Below are 19,375 nucleotides of genomic sequence, written 5' to 3'. Positions count from 1 at the left end.
CCAGGCAGCCAATACAATGGGTAGCATTTTGGCCCAGTCCGTCTAAGAAAAATCAGTCTGGGATTATTTGTGCCAACGAGTCTTCAACATCGGCACCAAAGGTTTTTGCGATTTGGCCTATCATAACCCCAAAGGATGTTCTTAGCTGCCCTAAAGCAACAGTAAACATCATGTTCTCTATTGTCCCCACATGGCAATATTCACATTTGTTTTCCCTCTCCAAATGGCACTTACTCAAAAAAGCGTTGCAAGCGGTTCTCATCCCCAGCACATATGTTTCAAGTTCCGAATTTTCTTTGATATCGGAAATTTGATTTGTCAAAAAATCTTTGATTTCTAAAACCGACTTCACACAGGAACAAGCAAATTCATCATTAAGGTCTTCGTAAAGCACCCGCTTCCCCTCTAAATAGGTTATAATCTTTCTCGCAACCGTACGTTGACTAGCCGGAGGATTCCAGGACACTCCAAATACGGGACACGAGATTCCTGTTAGTTTTGATGTAATTTCAGAGAAAAGCATATTTATTCCTCCTTAAGCTGTTTTTGATATTATATCACCAAATTTGTAATACGACAACAAGGAAGCGCCCTCTCCGTTGTGGTTCAGCCCTTTCCAGCCCTTTCCCCGTATGGGTCACGGTTTGGGTCAGGGAAATCTCTGCCGCACAAACTACCGCAAAAGATAAAGAAAGTCACCGTTTCCAGTGGGAAACGGTGACTTTTTGGTTGCGGGGGCAGGATTTGAACCTACGACCTCCGGGTTATGAGCCCGACGAGCTACCAACTGCTCTACCCCGCGATATCATGGTGCCGGAGACCGGAGTCGAACCGGCACGTTCTTTAGGAACACAGGATTTTAAGTCCCGGGCGTCTACCAATTCCGCCACTCCGGCATCTGGTATGGCCTTTTAAGTGCTTATCTACTATATCATAGCCTATGCCCCATGTCAAGAAAAAATTCCTCTGCCGGCTTATTTCAGACTGTTTATTTCCGCCTGCAGAAGCTCCAGAAACCGGGCGGCGTGTCCGCCGTCCATCTGGGTGTGGTGGAACTGGAAGGACACCGGCAGCGCCGCCCGCCAAAGACGCTTCCGATACCGGCCCCAGATAACGAAGGGATTGTTGTAAAATCCGGCGTAGATGTTGACCGCGCCGTCGATCTCGGTCTGGGTGAGGGCGGAGGTGCCGATGACCATGTGGTCGGTCAGGTCATAGTTCTGGCAGCTTTCGCGCACCTGCGCGGTGAGGGCCAGATAGTTTTGCGCGAAGACCTCCAGGTCCTGGGAGAAGGGGACGTCGCAGGTGTTGATGCCGCCGTCCCGGACGGCGACCACGGTATTGACGGCAAGCTGGTCGTAGGCCATGAGCTTGTCCCCCACAGGGAGCAGGTAAAATTCCGGCACCTGGCAGGCCGCCTTACCGATGCACCAGCAAAGGAGCAGGTTGAATTTGCGGCCCTTTCGGCTGGCTCTGACCAGATTGGTCACGTCCAGGGTCTTGAACAGGGTCACCATGGGCTGGGGCGCCTGCATCCACAGCTGAAACGCCGCGGCCCGGCTGGTCTCATCAGGATGGATCTCCCTCATGTCCGGTACCTCCTTTTGGGGTGAGTTTGTCTACTATACCACACAGGGGGGAGGATGACAAGAAAAAGATCCCACAGCGGCGGAATCTTTTTCCCAGGGGGCGCATAAGATGGGAGGAAGTAACCTTTGCCGAGAGGAGGCGCCGCTGTGGAGGAGAAGACCCTGCCCACCCGGGGCGGCGGAGAAAAAGGGGACGTGGATGACTTGATCTTTTCCGCCCCACCCACCGCCGTCCCCAGTGACCGATGAGACTCAAAGACCGCCCCAAGGGGCGGTTTTTGCGCTTTTCCGGGCTGTTGGGCGATTTCTCCTTTACAAAAAGCCCCTGCTTGGATATAATAATGGAGCTGATTTCATAGCCGATTTTTTTGGAAATGTGAGTGTGGACTATGCTTCAATTTGACGAATACAAGGTGCGGCTGAATAACCTCAAGCCCGCGCTGGACGATCTGAGTCAGGCGCTGGATCTGGACGCCGCCGCCCGGGAGCTGGAGATGCTGGAGTCGGAAAGCGCCAGCGAGGGATTCTGGGACGATTTGGAAAAGTCCCAGAAGGCCACCCGGCGGATGAATACCCTTCGCGGCAAGCTGGAAAACCAGAAGAAGCGGGAGGGGGAGTGGGACGACCTGCTCACCCTGTGCGAGATGGGCAATGAGATGGAGGACGAGAGCCTTCTGCCCGAGCTGGAAGAGGGCTTTGCCAAGCTGGAGGAGGAGATGGAGGAGGCGCGCCTTTCCACCCTGCTCACCGGGGAGTACGACGCTTCCAACGTCATCCTGACCATCCACCCCGGCGCCGGCGGCACCGAAGCCCAGGACTGGGCCCAGATGCTCTACCGCATGTACACCCGCTGGGTGGAGCGCAAGGGATTTACCTACAAGATCATGGACTACCAGGAGGCGGATGAGGCGGGTATCAAGTCGGCTACCATCATGATCGAGGGGGAGAACGTATACGGCTGTCTGCGGGGCGAGCACGGGGTGCACCGGCTGGTGCGGGTGTCTCCCTTCGACGCCAACGCCAGAAGGCAGACCTCCTTCGCCTCGGTGGAGGTGATGCCCGACCTGCCGGAGGATGCGGACATCGTGATCAAGGACGAGGATTACGAGATGCAGGTCTACCGGGCCTCGGGCGCCGGCGGCCAGCACATCAACAAGACCTCCTCCGCCGTGCGGCTCATCCACAAGGCCACGGGCATCGTGGTGGCCAGCCAGGAGGAGCGCAGCCAGTTCCAGAACAAGGAAAACTGTATGCGGATGCTCCGGGCCAAGCTGGTGGAGCTGCAGATGCAGGAGAAGGCGGAGAAGATCTCCGATCTAAAGGGCGTGCAGCTGAAGATCGAGTGGGGCAGCCAGATCCGCTCTTATGTGTTCATGCCCTATCAGATGGTGAAGGATCTGCGCACCAACTTTGAGACCAGCAACATTGATTCTGTGATGGACGGCAACCTGGACGGCTTCATCAACGCCTACCTGAAATGTGCCGCCACGGGCAATTGGGCGACAAAGTAATAAAAGAACGAAAAAGACCGGCCCAGACGGGCCGGTCTTTTCTCATGCAGAGGCTGTCAAGCTACGCAGGAGGGTGGACGCCTCGGGCGCAACTCCTCCGACTGCGCAAAATCTCTTTGAGCCTGCAGCTCATCAAAATTTCGCTTCGCTCTGTCGTTGCGCCCTCGGCATTCCCCTGCTCCACTCTTCGTTCTTACTTCAGGTTGAAGAAGGCGTCCTTGCCCAGGTACTGGGCCACGTCGTCCAGCTCCTCCTCGATGCGCAGGAGCTGATTGTACTTGGCTACCCGGTCGGTGCGGGAGGGGGCGCCGGTCTTGATCTGGCCGGCGTTGGTGGCCACGGCGATGTCGGCGATAGTGGCGTCCTCGGTCTCGCCGGAGCGGTGGGACACGATGGCGGTGTAGCCGGCCCGGTTGGCCATCTGGATGGCGTCCAGGGTCTCGGTGAGGGTGCCGATCTGGTTGACCTTGATGAGGATGGCGTTGCCCACCTTCTTCTCGATACCGGTGGCCAGACGGGTGACGTTGGTAACGAACAGGTCGTCGCCCACCAGCTGCACCCGGTCGCCGATGGCCTTGGTGAGCATGGCCCAGCCCTCCCAGTCGGTCTCGGCCATGCCGTCCTCCAGGGAGATGATGGGATAAGTGTCAGCGAACTTCTTCCACATGTTCACCAGCTGCTGCTGGGTCAGCTTCTTGCCGGACTTGGGCTGGATATAGCACTTCTCCTTGTCGTCCCACCACTCGGAGGAGGCGGCGTCGATGGCGATCATAAAGTCCTCGCCGGGCTTGAAGCCGGCCTCCTCGATGGCCTTGACGATGACCTTCAGCGCGTCCTCGTCCTTCTTCAGGTTGGGGGCGTAGCCACCCTCGTCGCCCACGCCGGCGGCGGGGGTGCCGTTCTCCTTCAGGGTGTTCTTCAGGGTGTGGAACACCTCGGCGCACCAGCGCAGCGCCTCCCGGAAGTCCTTGGCGCCCACGGGCATGATCATGAACTCCTGGATCTCCACGTTGTTGGTGGCGTGAGCGCCGCCGTTGAGGATGTTCATCATGGGCACGGGCAGCACCTTGGCGTTGACGCCGCCAATGTAGCTGTACAGGCTCATGCCCAGGCTCTCGGCCGCGGCCTTGGCGCAGGCCAGGGAGGCGCCCAGGATGGCGTTGGCGCCCAGGCGGGTCTTGTTGGGGGTGCCGTCCAGCTCGATCATGGCCTTGTCGATGGCGGTCTGGTCGAGGACGTTCATGCCCACCAGGCAGTCGGCGATCTCGGAGTTGACGTTGTTGACCGCCTTCTCCACGCCCTTGCCCATATAGCGCTTCTTGTCGCCGTCCCGGAGCTCACAGGCCTCGTAAATGCCGGTAGAAGCGCCGGAGGGAACTGCGGCGCGGCCCACGGTGCCGTCCTCCAGGTAGACCTCCACCTCTACGGTGGGGTTGCCCCGGGAGTCCAGGATCTCGCGGCCCAGAACGTCAACGATTTCAATGATCTGCTTCATAATAATGATCTCCTTTCGTATTCAGGGGCAATTTCGCCCCAGGGTACACATGAGTTAGGACTGGATGAGGGTATCCCCCGTCATCTCCCTGGGCTTTTGCAGGCCCATGAGATCCAGCATGGTGGGGGCGATGTCGCACAGCTTGCCATCCCGCAGCTTCACGTCCGCGCCCACGATATAGAAGGGCACCAGGTTGGTGGTGTGGGCGGTATAGGGGGTCACGCCGTCAGGCTCCAGCATCCGGTCGGCGTTGCCGTGGTCGGCGGTGATAAGAGCCACGCCGCCCATCTTCTGGGTGGCCTCCACCACCTGGCCCACGCACTCGTCCACCGTCTCCACGGCAAGGCGGGCGGCCTCGTAAACGCCGGTGTGGCCCACCATGTCGCAGTTGGCAAAGTTGAGGATGATCACATCGTATTCGCCGCTCTCAATGCGGCGTACCGCCTCGGCGGCCACCTCGCGGGCGGACATGTCGGGCTTCATATCGTAGGTGGGAACCTTGGGGGAGGGGATGAGCACCCGGTCTTCCCCGGGGAAGACGGTCTCCACGCCGCCGTTAAAGAAGAAGGTGACGTGGGCGTACTTCTCTGTCTCCGCGATGCGCAGCTGGGTCATGCCCTGCTGGGAGATATATTCGCCGAAGATGTTGTTCAGACTCTCCTTGGGGAAGGCCACCTCCACATTGGGCATGGACGCGTCGTAGGAGGTGGTGCAGACGTAGTTTACATGGAAGAAGCCCTTCTTCCGCTCAAAGCCGTTGAAGCCGGGATCCACAAAGGTGCGGGTGATCTCCCGGGCCCGGTCGGGGCGGAAGTTCATGAAGATGATGCTGTCCCCCTCGCCAATCTCCGCGTTCTCGGCGGTGATGACGGGGATGACGAACTCGTCGGTGACGTCAGCGGCGTAGCTGGCCTCCATGGCGCCCACAGGGTCGCCAATGAAGCGCTCGGCGCTCTCGCCGTAGACCATGGCCTTATAGGCTCTCTCCACCCGATCCCAGTTGGTGTCCCGGTCCATGGCGTAGTAGCGGCCGGAGATGGTGGCGATCTGCGCCCCATACTGGTCGCAGGTCTTCTTCATCTGGGCCACAAAGCCCTTGCCCGAGGTGGGAGGCACGTCCCGGCCGTCCATAAAGCAGTGGACAAAGATCTTCTCGCAGCCCAGGTCGTGGGCCATCTTCACCGCGGCCTCAATATGGGTGATGTGGCTGTGGACGCCGCCGTTGGACATCAGACCGAAAATGTGGACGGCTCTGCCCGCGGCCTTGGCGGAGAGCATGGCGTCCTGATAGGCCTTGTTCTGGAAAAATGTCCCGTCCTCGATGGCCTTGGTGATCTTGGGCAGATCCTGGAAGACCACCCGGCCCGCGCCGATATTGGTGTGGCCCACCTCGGAGTTGCCCATCTGGCCGTCGGGGAGACCCACATCCAGTCCGGAGGCGGAGAGCTTGCAGCCGGGACATCCCTCAAAGACCTTCTCCAAAAAGGGCTTGCGGGCATTGGCAATGGCGTTGCCCATGGTCTCATCCCGGAGGCCAAAGCCGTCCATGATGATGAGGGTGGTAGGTGTTTTACTCATAAAATACCTCGCCTCGTTTAATCTTGATTCGCGGCGTTGACGATCTCCACGAACTGGTCAGCCTTCAGGCTGGCGCCGCCGATGAGCCCGCCGTCGATGTCGGGCTGGCCCAGAAGCTCATAGGCATTCTTGGCGTTCATGGAGCCGCCGTACTGGATGGTCACCGAGCGGGCCACCCGAGCCCCGTAGAGCTTGCGGATGATGGTGCGGATGTGCTCGCAGACCTCCTGGGCCTCGGCGGAGGTGGCGGTCTTGCCGGTGCCGATGGCCCAGATGGGCTCGTAGGCGAAGACCACGTGGCGCATCTTTTCGGCGCTGACGCCGCTGAGGGCGCACTTGACCTGATAGGTGATAAGCTCCAGGGTCACCCCCAGCTCCCGCTGCTCCAGGCTCTCACCCACGCAGACGATGGGCCTGAGACCCGCCTCCAGGGCGGCCTTCACCTTCTTGTTGACGGTGAAGTCGGTCTCGTTGTAATATTGCCGGCGCTCGGAGTGGCCGATGATGACATACTTTACGCCGATGTCCTTGAGCATCTCGGGGGACACCTCGCCGGTATAGGCGCCGGAGGACTCGTAGTGGCAGTTCTCGGCGGCGATGGATACCCGGCTGTCCTTGAACAGGCGGGTGGCGGCCTGAAGGTTGACAAAGGGAGTGCACAGCACCACCTCGCACCACTTGGGTCGGCCCAGCAGAGGCTTGAGTTCTTCGGCAAAGGCCCGGGTCTCGCTGAGGGTTTTGTTCATCTTCCAGTTTCCGGCGATGATGGTCTTGCGGTATCTTCTATTCACGGGTAAATGGCTCCTTTTCCAATAAAATGAGGATCTTACGCATCCAAAAGGCAAGCGACGCCGGGCAGCTCCTTGCCCTCCATGAACTCCAAACTGGCGCCGCCGCCGGTGCTGATGTGGGTCATCTTGTCGGCATAGCCCAGCTGCTGGACAGCGGCCGCGCTGTCGCCGCCGCCGATGATGGTGATGGCGCTGGTCTCGCTGAGAGCCTGGGCCACCGCCTTGGTGCCGGCGGCGAACTTCTCGAACTCAAAGACCCCCATGGGGCCGTTCCAGATGACGGTGCCCGCACCCTTCACCGCGTCGCAGTAGAGCTTCACGGTCTCAGGGCCGATGTCCAGACCCATCCAGCCGTCGGGGATCTCGCCGATGGCCACCACCCGGCTGTCGGCGTCGGCGGCAAACTTGTCGGCGATGACGGTGTCTACCGGCAGAAGGAGCTTCACGCCCTTGGCCGCGGCCTTTTCCACCATCTCCTTGGAGTAATCCATCCAGTCGCTTTCCAGAAGGCTGCTGCCCACCTTGCCGCCCTGGGCGGCGGAGAAGGTGTAGGCCATGCCGCCGCCGATGATGATGGTGTCGGCGATCTCCAGCAGGTTGTTGATGACGCCGATCTTGGAGGAGACCTTGCTGCCGCCCAGGATGGCCACCAGGGGCCGCTTGGGATCGGCCAGGGCCCCGCCGATGATTTCCAGCTCCTTCTGAATGAGGAAGCCGCTGACGGCGGGCAGGTAGTCGGCCACCACCGCGGTGGAGGCATGGGCGCGGTGGACGGCGCCGAAGGCGTCGGAGACATAAAGGCCGTTCTCCCCGGTCAGGGCGGCCATCTTCTTGGCCAGCTCGGCATCGCCCTTGGTCTCGCCCTTCTCAAAGCGGGTGTTCTGCAGGAGCATGATCTCGCCGCTCTTGAGCGCGGCGGCCTTGGCGGTGGCGTCGGGGCCCACCACGTCGTCGGCCAGGATCACCGGCTTACCCAGCAGCTCGGAAAGGCGGGCGGCCACGGGCTCCATGCGCAGCTCCTGAAGAGACTTTTTCCACTTCTCCTCGGTGAGGGAGGCGGGATCCTTCCCCTTCTCGGTCTGCTTTTTGACCCACTTGTCGAAGCTGGCCTCAGGCTTGCCCATATGGGAGCAGGCGATGACGGCGGCGCCGCCCTCCAGCAGGTACTGGATGGTGGGCAGGGCGGCCCGGATGCGCTTATCATCGGTGATGACGCCGCTGCCGTCCTTGGCGAGAGGTACGTTGAAATCACAGCGAAGCAGGACTTTCTTGCCCTTTACATCTACGTCTTTGACTGTCTTCTTATTGTAGTTCATGGTGTTTGCCCTCCTTGTTCAAATTCCGCCGGGGATGTGTCCCGCGCCATCTCTCCCATAGGGCTCAGACCGGAAAAGCCGGTTTGCCGCAGGGCCTCGTAAGCGAGGATGGCAACGGAGTTAGACAGGTTCAGACACCTTGCGTCTGAACGGATGGGGATGCGGATACAGCGCTGGGCATGGGCGTACCGGAACGCCTGGGGCAGACCTTTGGTCTCCTTGCCGAAAAACAGCCAGCACCCGTCCCGGAAGGTGACGCCGGGGTCGGCGTAGCTTCTGGGGGCTTTGGCGGTGGCCAGCCAGATATCCTGGGGATCCTCCCGGGCAAAAAGCTCGTCCAGGGAGCTCCACACGTGAAGGTCTACCAGGTGCCAATAGTCCAGACCGGCCCGCTTCACCGCCTTGTCGCTGATATCGAAGCCCAGGGGCTCCACCAGATGAAGACGGATGCCGGTGGCGGCACAGGTGCGGGCCACGTTGCCGGTATTCGGGGGGATCTCAGGCTCCACCAAAACAATATTCAGCATGGAGCGCTCCCTCCTTTTTGGTCGCTCCGGCTATTGTACCCCATTCATTCGAAGATTTCAACTAAAATCAGGAGAAAATCATAAAAACTGGGTAGTTTTCTTAAATAGATGAAAATTTTACGCAAAAATTCGTTGAATTGAAAAAAGCGCGGATGCGCACTTTGCGCTTTGCTTCTTCTGCTTCTTGTGGTACAATAGCGCCAGAAAGAGGAAGGGAGCCGGATACATATGGAGAAAAAACGGCTTGTTGTCAAAGTGGGCACCTCCACCCTCCTGCGGGAGGGAGGCGGAGTGAACCTGCGGGAGATGGACGCCCTGGCCCGGGTGCTCTCCGATTTGAAAAATATGGGGCACCAGGTGATCCTGGTCTCCTCCGGCGCCATCGGTGTGGGCGCGGGGAAGCTGGGGCTGAAGGAGCGGCCCACAGAGCTGCGCTTCAAGCAGGCCGCCGCCGCGGCAGGCCAGTGCGAGCTGATGCATCTCTACGACAAATTTTTTGCCGAATACGGCCAGACGGTGGCTCAGATCCTCCTCACCGGCGAGGATGTGGAGCACCCCGTCCGGGCCGAGCACCTCACAGGTACCTTTGAGGCGCTGCTGGAGCTGGGCTGTATCCCGGTGGTGAACGAGAACGACTCGGTCTCCGCCGCCGAGATCGAGACCGGTCAGAGGAAGGTCTTGGGCGACAATGACACTCTCTCCGCCATTGTGGCGGGACTGTGCAGGGCCGACCTGCTGGTGCTCCTCAGCGACATTGACGGGCTCTACGACGCCGACCCCCGGAAAGACCGGTCGGCCAAGCTGATCCACCGGGTGGAGGCGATCACTCCGGAGATCGAGGCCCTGGCCGGGGGCGGCGGCACCAAGTGGGGCACCGGAGGGATGTACACCAAGCTCACCGCCGCCAAGCGCTCCATGGCCCACGGCATCGACATGGTCATCGCCAATTCGAACAAGCTGGACGCCCTCTATGACATTGTGGAGGGCGGGGATGTGGGCACCCGTTTCGCGGCAAAATAGAGAAAGCTACCTAAATATAAAGCGAGTTGATTTTTATGACAGTTTTGGAGACCCAGGGCCTGGCTGCCAGGATCGCGGCCCGGCAGCTGGCTGTGACGGGGACACAGGAGAAAAACGCCGCCCTTCTGGCCATTGCGGACGCACTGATTTCCCGGCGCTCGGAGTGGCTCGCCGCCAACGCCGCCGACCTCCACGCCGCCAGGGCCGGCGGGATGGGGGAGTCCCTTTTGGATCGGCTGGCCCTGGATGAAAAGCGCATCGCCGCTATCGCCGAGGGCGTGCGGCAGATCGCCGCCCTTCCCGACCCTGTCGGCCAGGTGGTGAAGACCACCCTGCGGCCCAACGGGCTGAAGCTGGAGCAGCGCCGGGTGCCCCTGGGGGTCATCGGCATCATCTACGAGGCCCGGCCCAATGTGACGGTGGACGCCGCCGCCCTCTGCCTGAAATCGGGCAACGCCTGTATTCTGCGGGGCGGAAAGGAGGCCCTCCGCTCCAATCAGATGGCGGTGGACATCCTGCGCCGCGCCCTGGCCTCCGCCGGCCTGCCCGGGGACTGTGTGGCCCTGGTGGAGGACACCGACCGGGCCTCTGCCAACGAGATGATGAATCTGACCCAATACCTGGATGTGCTCATCCCCCGGGGAGGCGCGGGGCTTATCCGCTCGGTGGCGCAGAACGCCCGGGTGCCCGTCATCCGCACCGGGGAGGGGGTCTGCCACATCTATGTCCACGCCAAGGCCGACCTGGCCATGGCGGCCCGGATCCTCTATAACGCCAAATGCTCCCGGCCCTCGGTGTGCAACGCCGCCGAGTGCGTTCTGGTAGACCGGCCGGTGGCGGCGGATTTCCTTCCCCTGGCCTGGGAACGGCTGAAGGAGAAGAATGTGACGCTCCACGCCGACGCTGAGGCCAGGGCCATCCTCCCCTGGGCCGCCCCCGCCGTGGAGGAGGACTGGGACAGGGAATACGGCGACTACCAGCTGGCGGTAAAGGTGGTGTCGGGGCCGGAGGAGGCGGTGGACTTCATCGCCCGGCACGGCACGGGCCACTCCGAGGCCATCATCACACAGGACGCTCACGCCGCCCAGTGGTTTTTGGACAGGGTAGACGCCGCGGCGGTCTACGTCAACGCCTCCACCCGCTTCACCGACGGCTTTGAGTTCGGCCTGGGGGCGGAGATCGGGATCTCCACCCAGAAGCTCCACGCCAGGGGCCCCATGGGATTGGAGGAGCTGACCTCCACAAAGTACGCCGTTTACGGCGCGGGACAGATCAGAGAGTAAATTGGAAGAAAATTTTAACGTTTTTTGTATTTTTCTTTGGCTTGACCTATTGTATTTTTGTCACCGTTTTGTTACAATTATAACTGCAATGAAATTTCGGGTACCAAAAATATGTAAGGAAAAGGTGGAATGTCCCATGAAGTTCAAAAAGCTCATTTCCCTGGGCCTATCCCTGGTCATGGCGCTGTCTCTGGCAGTGCCCGCTATGGCCGAAGAGGCCGTTGAGGAGACTGTGGAGCCTTACGTCGTCTCTGAGGACGTAAAGGACAGCATCGTCATCCTCCACTCCAACGACGTCCACGGCGCCATTGAGGGCTATGCCAAGATGGCCGCCCTGAAGGCCATGTTCGAAGAGGCCGGAGCCAACGTCATCGTGGTGGACGCCGGCGACTACATTCAGGGCGAGACCTATGTCAGCGTCAGCCAGGGCGAGACCGCCGTGGAGCTGATGAACATGGTCGGTTACACCCTGTCCACGCTGGGCAACCATGAGTTCGACTACGGCTATGAGAACATGAAGGCTCTGGCCGAGAAGGCCGACTTCGAGATCCTGGCCGCCAATATCCTGTTCGAGGGCAAGCCCGCCTTCGGCACCAACAAGGTCGTGGAGCTGGGCGGCAAGAAGGTGGGCTTCTTTGGCATGGACACCCCTGAGACCGCCACCAAGGCCCACCCCGCCAAGATCAAGGGCGTGACCTTCGCCGGCGGCGAGGATATGTACAAGGTCGCCGAGGCGCAGATCAAGGAGCTGAAGGACGCCAAGGTGGACTACATCGTCTGCATCGGCCACCTGGGCATCGACGACGAGACTGCCGCCAACGCCAACCGCTCCATCGACCTGCTGGAGAAGGTGGAGGGCATCGATGTGTTCATCGACGGCCACTCTCACTCCACCGAGGCGGAGATCGCTGAGAAGACCAATGAAGAGCGCAAGGTGGGCGAGACCTACCTGACCTCCACCGGCACCAAGTTCGCCAACATCGGCGTGGTCGTCATTGACAAGGACGGCAAGATCACCACCGACTGCGTGGACACCAAGGCCATCACCGTGGCTGAGGACGACGCCATCGCCGCCCGGGCCGCCGAGATCAAGGCCGAGATCGAGGCCGACTACGGCAAGGCCTTCGCCAAGAGCACTGTCAACCTCAACGGCGACCGGGCGCCCGGCAACCGCACCGAGGAGACCAACCTGGGCGACCTCATCACCGACGCCATGCTCTGGTACGCCACCAAGGAGGATCTGGGCGTTCCCGCTGAGAATGTCATTGCCATCACCAACGGCGGCGGCATCCGCGCCGCCATCGCCGCCGGCGACATCAGCAAGAACGATGTGAACAAAGTCCTGCCCTTCGGCAACACCGTGGCTGTTGACTACGTCACCGGCGAAGTCCTGCTGGAGGTGCTGGAGGCTTCCACCTTCTGCACTCCCACCGCCATCGGCGGCTTCCCCCAGGTGGCCGGCATCGAGTTCACTGTGGACGCCGCCAAGGCCTTTGACGCCGGCGAGAACTATCCCGGCACCACCTATGCCGCTCCCGCTTCCATCAACCGGGTGACCATCACCTCCATCAACGGCAAGGACTTCGATCCTGAGGCCACCTATGCCGTGGTCACCAACGACTTCCTGGCCGCCGGCGGCGACACCTATTACGCCCTGTCCGTCTCCGACCGCATCACCGACACCGGCGCTCCTCTGGACGAGGTGCTGATGCAGTACATCACCGATGTGCTGGAGAACAACGTGGGCGAGAAGTACGCCGAGCCCCAGGGCCGCATCACTATCATTGATCCTCTGGCCGCCTACACCGATCTGGAGGACAGCTGGTACACCGACGCCGTGCGCACCGTGGTGGGCAGCGAGCTGATGGTGGGCACCGGCGAGGGCACCTTCGATCCCACCGGCGTTGTGACCAACGGCCAGGTCATTCAGACCCTCTACAACCTGACGGTGGAGGAGAAGGCCGAGCCCGCCAAGGACGAGGCTTGGTACGCTCCCGCCGTGGCCTGGGCTGCTGAGCAGGGCCTGGTGGAGGCCGAGGGCTTCGAGGACGTGGAGATCACCCGGGCCGAGACCGCCAAGCTCGTCGCCGACTACTGCGCTCTGAAGGAGCTGACCGTCGAGGGCGGTATGGCTGTCAAGGAGATGGCTGACTACGACCAGGTCCCCGCTGAGTATCTGGAGGCCGTTGGCTACTGCTTCGACGCCGGCATCATGGTTGGCGGCGAGGGCAACCTGATGCCTGTCAAGACCCTGACCCGTGTTGAGTTTGCTCAGGTTCTGGTGAATCTGGCCGCTTTCACGAAATAAGAATGTCTGGAACCGAAAAGAACCCGGAGTCCGCCTCCGGGTTCTTTTCGGTTTTCCCTCTCAACAAACAACAGAAAGGAAAGGTAACTGATCATGAACTGGAAAAAGCTTACCGCTCTGGTTCTCTCCGCAGCCCTGAGCCTGTCCCTGGCGGCTCCCGCCATGGCGGCCGACCTGCCCGAGGGCTGGACTCCCGCCGACGGCGCCCGGGTGGGAACCCAGACCGAGGTCTCCCTGGAGGAGTACCTGGCCGAGGGCGGCCAGGAGTGGTTCCTCACCGGCAAGACCGAGTACACCATCCAGGGGATGCTGGTGTCCAAGGACACCCCCTATGAAAACGTGCTGGAGGGCAACTCCGGCGTGGTGACTGACGACGGCGTCACCGTGCTGCTCAAAGGCACGGTGGACGAGCTGTGGCCTTCCAACCTGGAGAAGGTCATGGGCACCTACACCAAGGCCGACGGCACTGAGCTCACCGCCGAGGACTTCGCTCAGAAGGACACCTACATCGACCTGAAGACCAAGGCCACGCCCGACACCAACTTTGCCATGTTCATCCCCGCAGACATCCAGGTGGTGGTGGAGACCGCCTGGGGCGACATCCTCACCGCCAACCGTCCCGGCGTGGAGCACGGGGAGGGCGACTTCCTGGTGTCCACCGTGAAGGACGGCCAGCCCGACCTGAGCGACGTTTGGGTGCTCAACGGCGCTGTGTTCCCCAACACTTATGATACCAGCAGGATGAACGCCTCCGCCGAGACCCCTGAGGAGACTGAGCCCCAGGTTCCCGCCCCCTGGTACGCCGAGGCGCAGAGCTATGTGACCGAGAAGGGCTATATGTCCACTGTGGACGGCGTCAGCTTTGCCGCCGAGGCCACTGTCACCCGTGCCACCGTGTTCCAGACCATCTGGAATATGGTGGGCAAGCCCCAGGTCGCCCAGGCTGCCGACTTTACTGACGTGACTGCCGACGCCTGGTATGCCGACGCCGCCGCCTGGGCCAAGCAGGCCGGTCTGGCCGAGGGTACCGCCGGCGCCTTCCAGGGCGACCGGGAGATCACCCGGGCCGAGGTGGCCGCCATCTTCTCCCGTTACGCCGCCTTTGACGGCTGGATCGTGGACACCACCACCAGCCCCGCCCTCACCGCGCCCGACTATGACACCGTGCCCGCCTGGGCCGCTGTCGAGGTGGCCGAGTGCTACAAGCTGGGCCTGATGAAGGGCAACGAGACCGGCGCCATCAACCCCTCCGCCCTGATGACCCGCGCCGAGCTGGCCGCCATGCTCAAGAGCTATGACGAGCTGGTGCCCATCTATGTCACCCGCGATGTGGAGATCGAGGTGCCTGAGCAGGACGGTATCCCCGCCCACACCGTCCCCGGCGTTCTGACCATGCCCGGCGCCCATGAGGGAGAGACCTTCCCCGCCGTGGTCATGCTCCACGGTACCGGCTCTACCAAGGACGAGGCCGGCAACGGCTACCTCACCGCCGCTCCCGAGCTGGCCCTGAACGGCATCGCCTCCCTGCGCATTGACTTTATGGGCAATGGCGAGTCTGAGGCCGACTACAAGGACTACAACTACACCTCCGCCAATCTGGACGCCAAGGCCGCCGCCGACTACCTGGCTGAGCAGGCCGAGATCGACGGCGATAAGCTGGCCGTCATGGGCTGGAGCCAGGGCGGCACCAACGCCCTGCTGGCCGCCGCGGCTTATCCCGAGACCTTCAAGGCCGTGGTCACCTGGTCCGGCGCGCTGGATCTCACCACCATGTTTGAGGACTTTGACGCCGCTTACGCCACCGCCAAGAAGGACGGCACCTTTGAGATGACCTTCGATTGGCGGGACAGCCTGGGCGTGGGTGAGCGCTGGTTCAAGGAAGTCAAGGAGACCGACGTGCTGAAGACCGTCAAGGGCCTGGAGGCTCCCGTGCTGGCCATCAACGGCGACAAGGACGACGTGGTTCTGCCCGAGAACGCCGACAAGATCGCCGCTGCGGTTCAGAACGGTCGGGTCTACCTGGTGGAGGGCGCCGACCACACCTACAACGTCTTTGCCGAGGAGAACTTTGAGACCATCTACAAGGTGGCCGACATCACTGCCGGCTTCCTGGCTGAGAAGCTGAACGGCTGCGTCGCCGGTAAGGTCAACGCCGTGAGCAAATACGGCAACGTGGGTACCGACATCTATGCCGACGTCTTTGTGGGCGCGGGCTACGCCGTGGGCGACATTCTGAAGGTCACTGTGGGCGATATGACCGTGGAGGCCCCCTTCGGCACCGGCTACTCCAACGTGGACACCGGCAACGTCATCGTTCTCACCGACACCTCCACGGACACCATCGCTGCCGCCATTAACATGGGCAACTTCTCCAAGACCTACGGCGCCGAAGTGGATACCGTCATCTCCTTCGCCATGGGTGAGAAGGAGGGCTATCTGGAGGAGTACACCATCCGCAACATCGACGCTCTGCGGACCAACGACATCAAGGACTACGACAACGATAAGGCTGTCTTCGCCAACTTCCGGGCGGTGAAGATGGGCGACATCGCCGAGGGGGTGCTCTACCGCGCCTCCAGCCCCGTGAACCCCGAGTTGGGCCGGAACACCTACGTGGACGCGTTCATCAAGGAGGCCAAGGTGAAGACCATTCTTGACCTGGCCGACTCCGAGGAGGAGTACGACGGCTATGAGGGCGTGAAGGACTCCTACGCCGCCACCACCAACACCGTGAAGCTGGACATGGGCGTGGACTTTGCCGCCGAGGACTTCACCGCCAAGCTGAAGACCGGTCTGGAGTATATGCTCGCCAACGAGGGTCCCTACCTCATTCACTGCAACGAGGGCAAGGACCGGGCCGGCTTCGTCACCATGCTGCTGGAGTGCCTCATGGGCGGTACGGTGCGGGAGATCACCGAGGACTACATGCTCTCCTACGAGAACTACTACCATGTGGAGAAGGACTCCGACCGCTGGAACCGCATTGCCCAGAGCAATGTGGTGGCCAACCTCCTCAAGCTCACCGGCGCTGAGGACGAGAAGGCCCTGGCCAAGGCCGACCTCAGCAAGGCCGCTGAGACCTATCTCACTGAGACCGTGGGCCTCACCGCCGAGCAGGTCACCGCGCTCAAGGACGTTTTGGCCGGGAAGTAAGCCCGGACCAAACAGCATACAAAAAGAGCCGCCTTCCAAAACGGAAGGCGGCTCTTGCTTTTGCGGAGTGAGGAACTACTGGCCGAGCTTTCGCCATAGGGTGGAGCGGCCAATGCCCAGCCGCTTGGCGGCCGCGGATTGGTTCATCTGCTCCTGCCGCAGTACGGCGAAGATCACGTCCCGCTCGATCTCCCGCAGGGACTTTGACAGGTCGATGGCCTGGGCGCTCTGGGCGCCTTCGGCGGGGATGGCGCTGAGGATCTCGGCGGTGAGCTCCCCGGAGATCAGGGTGGTCTTGCAGGCCAGCACCAACTGCTGGACCACGTCATTGAGCTGGAGGATGTTCAGCGGCCAGGAAAAGGCCTGCAGCTGGGCCATGGCCGAAGGCTCGAAGGCAATGGCGCTGCCGGAGAGATTTTTGCCGTTCCACTCCAGAAGCTCTCCGGCCAGCAGGGGGATCAGCTCGGTCAGCTGGGAGAGGGGCTTGGGGGAGATGTGCAGGCCCCGCAGGCAACGGTACAGGCTGATGGAAAAGCCACGCTCCACCACCAGCCTGGACAGGTCGGCGCAGCTGGTGGCGTACAGCCTGTGGCGGCGGCCCATGTTGGTGTTGATGATATACTCGGCCAGGGTGGACTGCATGGCGGGCTCCAAAAGGTCGATCCGCTCCAAAAGCACGGAGCCGCCCACGTCATGGATGGGGTTGCGGTAATTGTTTACCACGGTGTCCCAGGACTTTTTGGTGACGCTTTTGCAGTTGATGGTGATCAGCGGAGTTTTGCTCCGGACGCTGTGACAATAGATATATTGGGCCAGCTCCGCCTTTCCGGTGCCGATCTCGCCGGTGATCAGCACGGGAATGTGGGTGTCGATGGCGGACTGGACCACCTTTTCCAGACAGGAGCGGTAGGCTCCGTTCCAAATCACGTTGCTGATGCCCTGAAAGATATTGTCGGCGTTGTCCAGATGAATGAAGGAGGTCTTTTGAGAGATGGAGTACAGCTTGCGCAGACGGAAGCAGTAGAACACGTTCTCTCCTGGGATCCGGTGTCCCTCGATCTCCCAATAGAAATCGTCGATCCGTTTGACGACGGACAGATGGCTCTCCCGCTCCAGCGTGTCGATATAGCGGACGATATGCTCCTCGGTGGACAAAAGACTTTTGTTCCGGACGGCGATGTTGGCATACACCGCCTTTCCGGCCTGGTTGAAAATGATGATCCCGTCCTTGCTCTGATCCAAAAAGGTCTGGTAGAGTCCGTCTGTCTGTCGGACGTTTTCCACGCATTGATGAAAGGCCAGCGCCTGCTGGATGGCCGACTGGATGCTCTCCCGGGAGGAGGTGATGCGGATGGTCTTCAGGCCGATGGGCGGGGCGAGATTTTCCGCGACAATGCCGGCAATGACATAGTCAAAGCCCTTTTCCTTGATCTCCCGGAGCAGCCCCTCCACCTGGGAGACATGGTAAAAGGTATAGAGATGGAGGGAGAGGCCCAGCAGCTCGGCCAGACGCCGGTAAGTCTCAATGACCGGCGGCGTGCTCAAAACGGCGAAGGGCTGCCGCAGGGAGTTGGCCAGCTGGAGGGTGCGCAGAACATCGTAGGCGGAGACCTCCACGCCGATCACAGGGGTGATGGAGGAGCTGCGCAGCAGGTCGGCGGTAAAGGACCGGGAGATGATGACGTCAAATTTTTTGCTGGGATAGATCTGAGTGTACTCGATGGCGCTTTGATAGATGCCGGGGGCGAGATACATGTCGATCTGGGGATATTGACGGGCGACCTCCTCCGCCAGCTCGCCGAACTCCGGATATGGGGCGACGGTCAGGATGCAGATCTTGTTCAAAAAATCACCGGCCTTTCCACGAGAAACGCCGCATCCGTCCGGGACGGATGCGGTGCTTCTCAAATCAAGAAGGGTCAAAACATACCGGGGGGATTCCAGTCCTGAATGCCCAGAAGCTGGTTGCACTGTTCAATGGGCATGAGCTGGTCGAAGAAGGTCAGGCAGCTGCCGGTCTGCTTGAATTGCTCCACCAGGTCGGTGGCGGCCCGGCACCAGCGCATCAACAGACCGTTGGGCCAGCAGACGGCGCGCAGACCGGCCTGCCGCAGCTGCTCCAGGGTGAAGCAGACCTCGGGGCAGAACTCCATCAGACAGTACAAAATGGGGATGCGGACGGTGTCGCAGGCCCGCTTGATGTCGTCCAGGTCGTCGAACACGCCCTTGGCGGAGAAAATGTAGCCCATGTCAGCGCCGGCGTCGGCGGCCAGGTTCAGCCGGCGGATGGCCTCATCGACGCCGACCACCTCGGCGGCGTCGGAGCGGGCGATGACCAGAAAGTTGGGGTCCCGGCGGTACTTGACGGCGGTCTCGATCTTCCGGGCAAAGACCTCGGCGGTCTCGATCTGTACTCCGTGCATCCCGCCGCAGCGCTTGGGGGTGACCTGATCTTCAAAGTGGGCCCCGCAGATGCCGGCCAGTTCCAGGTCGTTCATGGTGCGGCGGACGTTCAGGTCGTTGCCGTAGCCGGTGTCCGCATCGATCACAAAGGGAAGCTCCACGCAGGAGGCCAGGTCGCCGGCGTGCTTGGTCTGCTCGGAGCCGGTGACCACGCCGATGTCGGGCACGCCCAAAATGCTGGCGGCGGTGGCCTGGCCGCCCATGTAGCAGCCGTCGAAGCAGCCGGCGGCCTGGGCTACCCGGGCGGTGATCCCGTCAAAGGCGCCGCAAAGAAGGGTCATCCGGTCTTGATCGAGCATGTTTTTCTTGAATGCCGCTCTTTTTTCTTCAATCGTCATATG

The 19,375-nt window shown here is 61.2% G+C and carries 15 protein-coding genes and 2 tRNA genes; 6 read left to right on the top strand and 11 right to left on the bottom strand.

The window, feature by feature from the left end:
* Positions 1–52: 52 nt before the first annotated feature.
* The 4 genes from NFR87_RS01620 to NFR87_RS01605 all read right to left on the bottom strand — a co-directional run bounded on the left by NFR87_RS01620 (position 53) and on the right by NFR87_RS01605 (position 1,589).
* Complete coding sequence (locus tag NFR87_RS01620) at positions 53–523, bottom strand: DUF6650 family protein (protein ID WP_251445396.1); 471 nt, start codon at positions 521–523, stop codon at positions 53–55.
* 203 nt (positions 524–726) lie between these two features.
* Positions 727–802: transfer RNA gene (locus tag NFR87_RS01615), tRNA-Met, on the bottom strand.
* A gap of 6 nt (positions 803–808) precedes the next feature.
* Positions 809–896: transfer RNA gene (locus NFR87_RS01610), tRNA-Leu, on the bottom strand.
* A 78-nt stretch (positions 897–974) separates the two neighbouring features.
* Positions 975–1,589 (bottom strand): CatA-like O-acetyltransferase, family 2, encoded by a 615-nt coding sequence (locus tag NFR87_RS01605; protein WP_251445394.1) that lies wholly within the window; start codon positions 1,587–1,589, stop codon positions 975–977.
* Between the two features lie 126 nt (positions 1,590–1,715).
* Here NFR87_RS01605 and NFR87_RS10435 point away from each other — a divergent pair, with 126 nt between their 5' ends.
* Entirely contained in the window at positions 1,716–1,838 is a 123-nt protein-coding gene (locus NFR87_RS10435; protein ID WP_277613114.1) for a hypothetical protein, read from the top strand.
* Between the two features lie 140 nt (positions 1,839–1,978).
* Positions 1,979–3,100, top strand: a complete 1,122-nt coding sequence (prfB, locus tag NFR87_RS01600) for a peptide chain release factor 2 (protein WP_251445391.1) — start codon at positions 1,979–1,981, stop codon at positions 3,098–3,100.
* Between the two features lie 193 nt (positions 3,101–3,293).
* Here prfB and eno read toward each other — a convergent pair whose 3' ends face one another.
* From eno to NFR87_RS01575, 5 genes are read right to left on the bottom strand one after another with little or no spacing between them, the layout of a single operon-like run.
* Positions 3,294–4,595 carry a phosphopyruvate hydratase gene (gene eno, locus NFR87_RS01595; protein WP_251445388.1) on the bottom strand — a complete coding sequence of 434 codons (1,302 nt, stop codon included), beginning with the start codon at positions 4,593–4,595 and terminating at the stop codon, positions 3,294–3,296.
* A gap of 54 nt (positions 4,596–4,649) precedes the next feature.
* On the bottom strand, positions 4,650–6,173 hold the full coding sequence (gene gpmI, locus NFR87_RS01590) for a 2,3-bisphosphoglycerate-independent phosphoglycerate mutase (protein WP_251445385.1): 1,524 nt from the start codon (positions 6,171–6,173) through the stop codon (positions 4,650–4,652).
* A gap of 17 nt (positions 6,174–6,190) precedes the next feature.
* Positions 6,191–6,964, bottom strand: a complete 774-nt coding sequence (gene tpiA, locus NFR87_RS01585) for a triose-phosphate isomerase (RefSeq protein ID WP_251445382.1) — start codon at positions 6,962–6,964, stop codon at positions 6,191–6,193.
* A gap of 35 nt (positions 6,965–6,999) precedes the next feature.
* On the bottom strand, positions 7,000–8,280 hold the full coding sequence (locus NFR87_RS01580; protein ID WP_251445380.1) for a phosphoglycerate kinase: 1,281 nt from the start codon (positions 8,278–8,280) through the stop codon (positions 7,000–7,002).
* Positions 8,277–8,807, bottom strand: coding sequence for a tRNA (cytidine(34)-2'-O)-methyltransferase (locus tag NFR87_RS01575; RefSeq protein WP_251445377.1), 531 nt, complete (start codon positions 8,805–8,807; stop codon positions 8,277–8,279). Before NFR87_RS01575 ends, NFR87_RS01580 begins: the two co-directional genes overlap by 4 nt.
* 228 nt (positions 8,808–9,035) lie before the next feature.
* Between NFR87_RS01575 and proB the strand changes: the two genes are divergently transcribed.
* The 4 genes from proB (at position 9,036) to NFR87_RS01555 (ending at position 16,571) form a co-directional block, all read left to right on the top strand.
* Positions 9,036–9,827: a glutamate 5-kinase gene (proB, locus tag NFR87_RS01570; protein WP_251445374.1), complete on the top strand. Its 792-nt coding sequence runs from the start codon at positions 9,036–9,038 to the stop codon at positions 9,825–9,827.
* Between the two features lie 35 nt (positions 9,828–9,862).
* Complete coding sequence (locus tag NFR87_RS01565) at positions 9,863–11,110, top strand: glutamate-5-semialdehyde dehydrogenase (protein WP_251445371.1); 1,248 nt, start codon at positions 9,863–9,865, stop codon at positions 11,108–11,110.
* A gap of 136 nt (positions 11,111–11,246) precedes the next feature.
* Positions 11,247–13,418, top strand: coding sequence for a bifunctional metallophosphatase/5'-nucleotidase (locus NFR87_RS01560; RefSeq protein WP_251445368.1), 2,172 nt, complete (start codon positions 11,247–11,249; stop codon positions 13,416–13,418).
* 93 nt (positions 13,419–13,511) lie between these two features.
* On the top strand, positions 13,512–16,571 hold the full coding sequence (locus tag NFR87_RS01555) for an alpha/beta fold hydrolase (RefSeq protein WP_251445364.1): 3,060 nt from the start codon (positions 13,512–13,514) through the stop codon (positions 16,569–16,571).
* A 75-nt stretch (positions 16,572–16,646) separates the two neighbouring features.
* Here NFR87_RS01555 and NFR87_RS01550 read toward each other — a convergent pair whose 3' ends face one another.
* Positions 16,647–18,416, bottom strand: a complete 1,770-nt coding sequence (locus NFR87_RS01550) for a sigma-54-dependent transcriptional regulator (RefSeq protein ID WP_251445361.1) — start codon at positions 18,414–18,416, stop codon at positions 16,647–16,649.
* Between the two features lie 74 nt (positions 18,417–18,490).
* Positions 18,491–19,372, bottom strand: coding sequence for an isocitrate lyase/PEP mutase family protein (locus NFR87_RS01545; protein WP_251445358.1), 882 nt, complete (start codon positions 19,370–19,372; stop codon positions 18,491–18,493).
* Positions 19,373–19,375 lie beyond the last annotated feature (3 nt).

This window comes from Vermiculatibacterium agrestimuris (assembly GCF_943193085.1).
GTDB classification, from domain to species: Bacteria; Bacillota; Clostridia; order Oscillospirales; family Oscillospiraceae; genus Vermiculatibacterium; species Vermiculatibacterium agrestimuris.
This window is presented reverse-complemented; position numbering and strand designations above follow the sequence as displayed.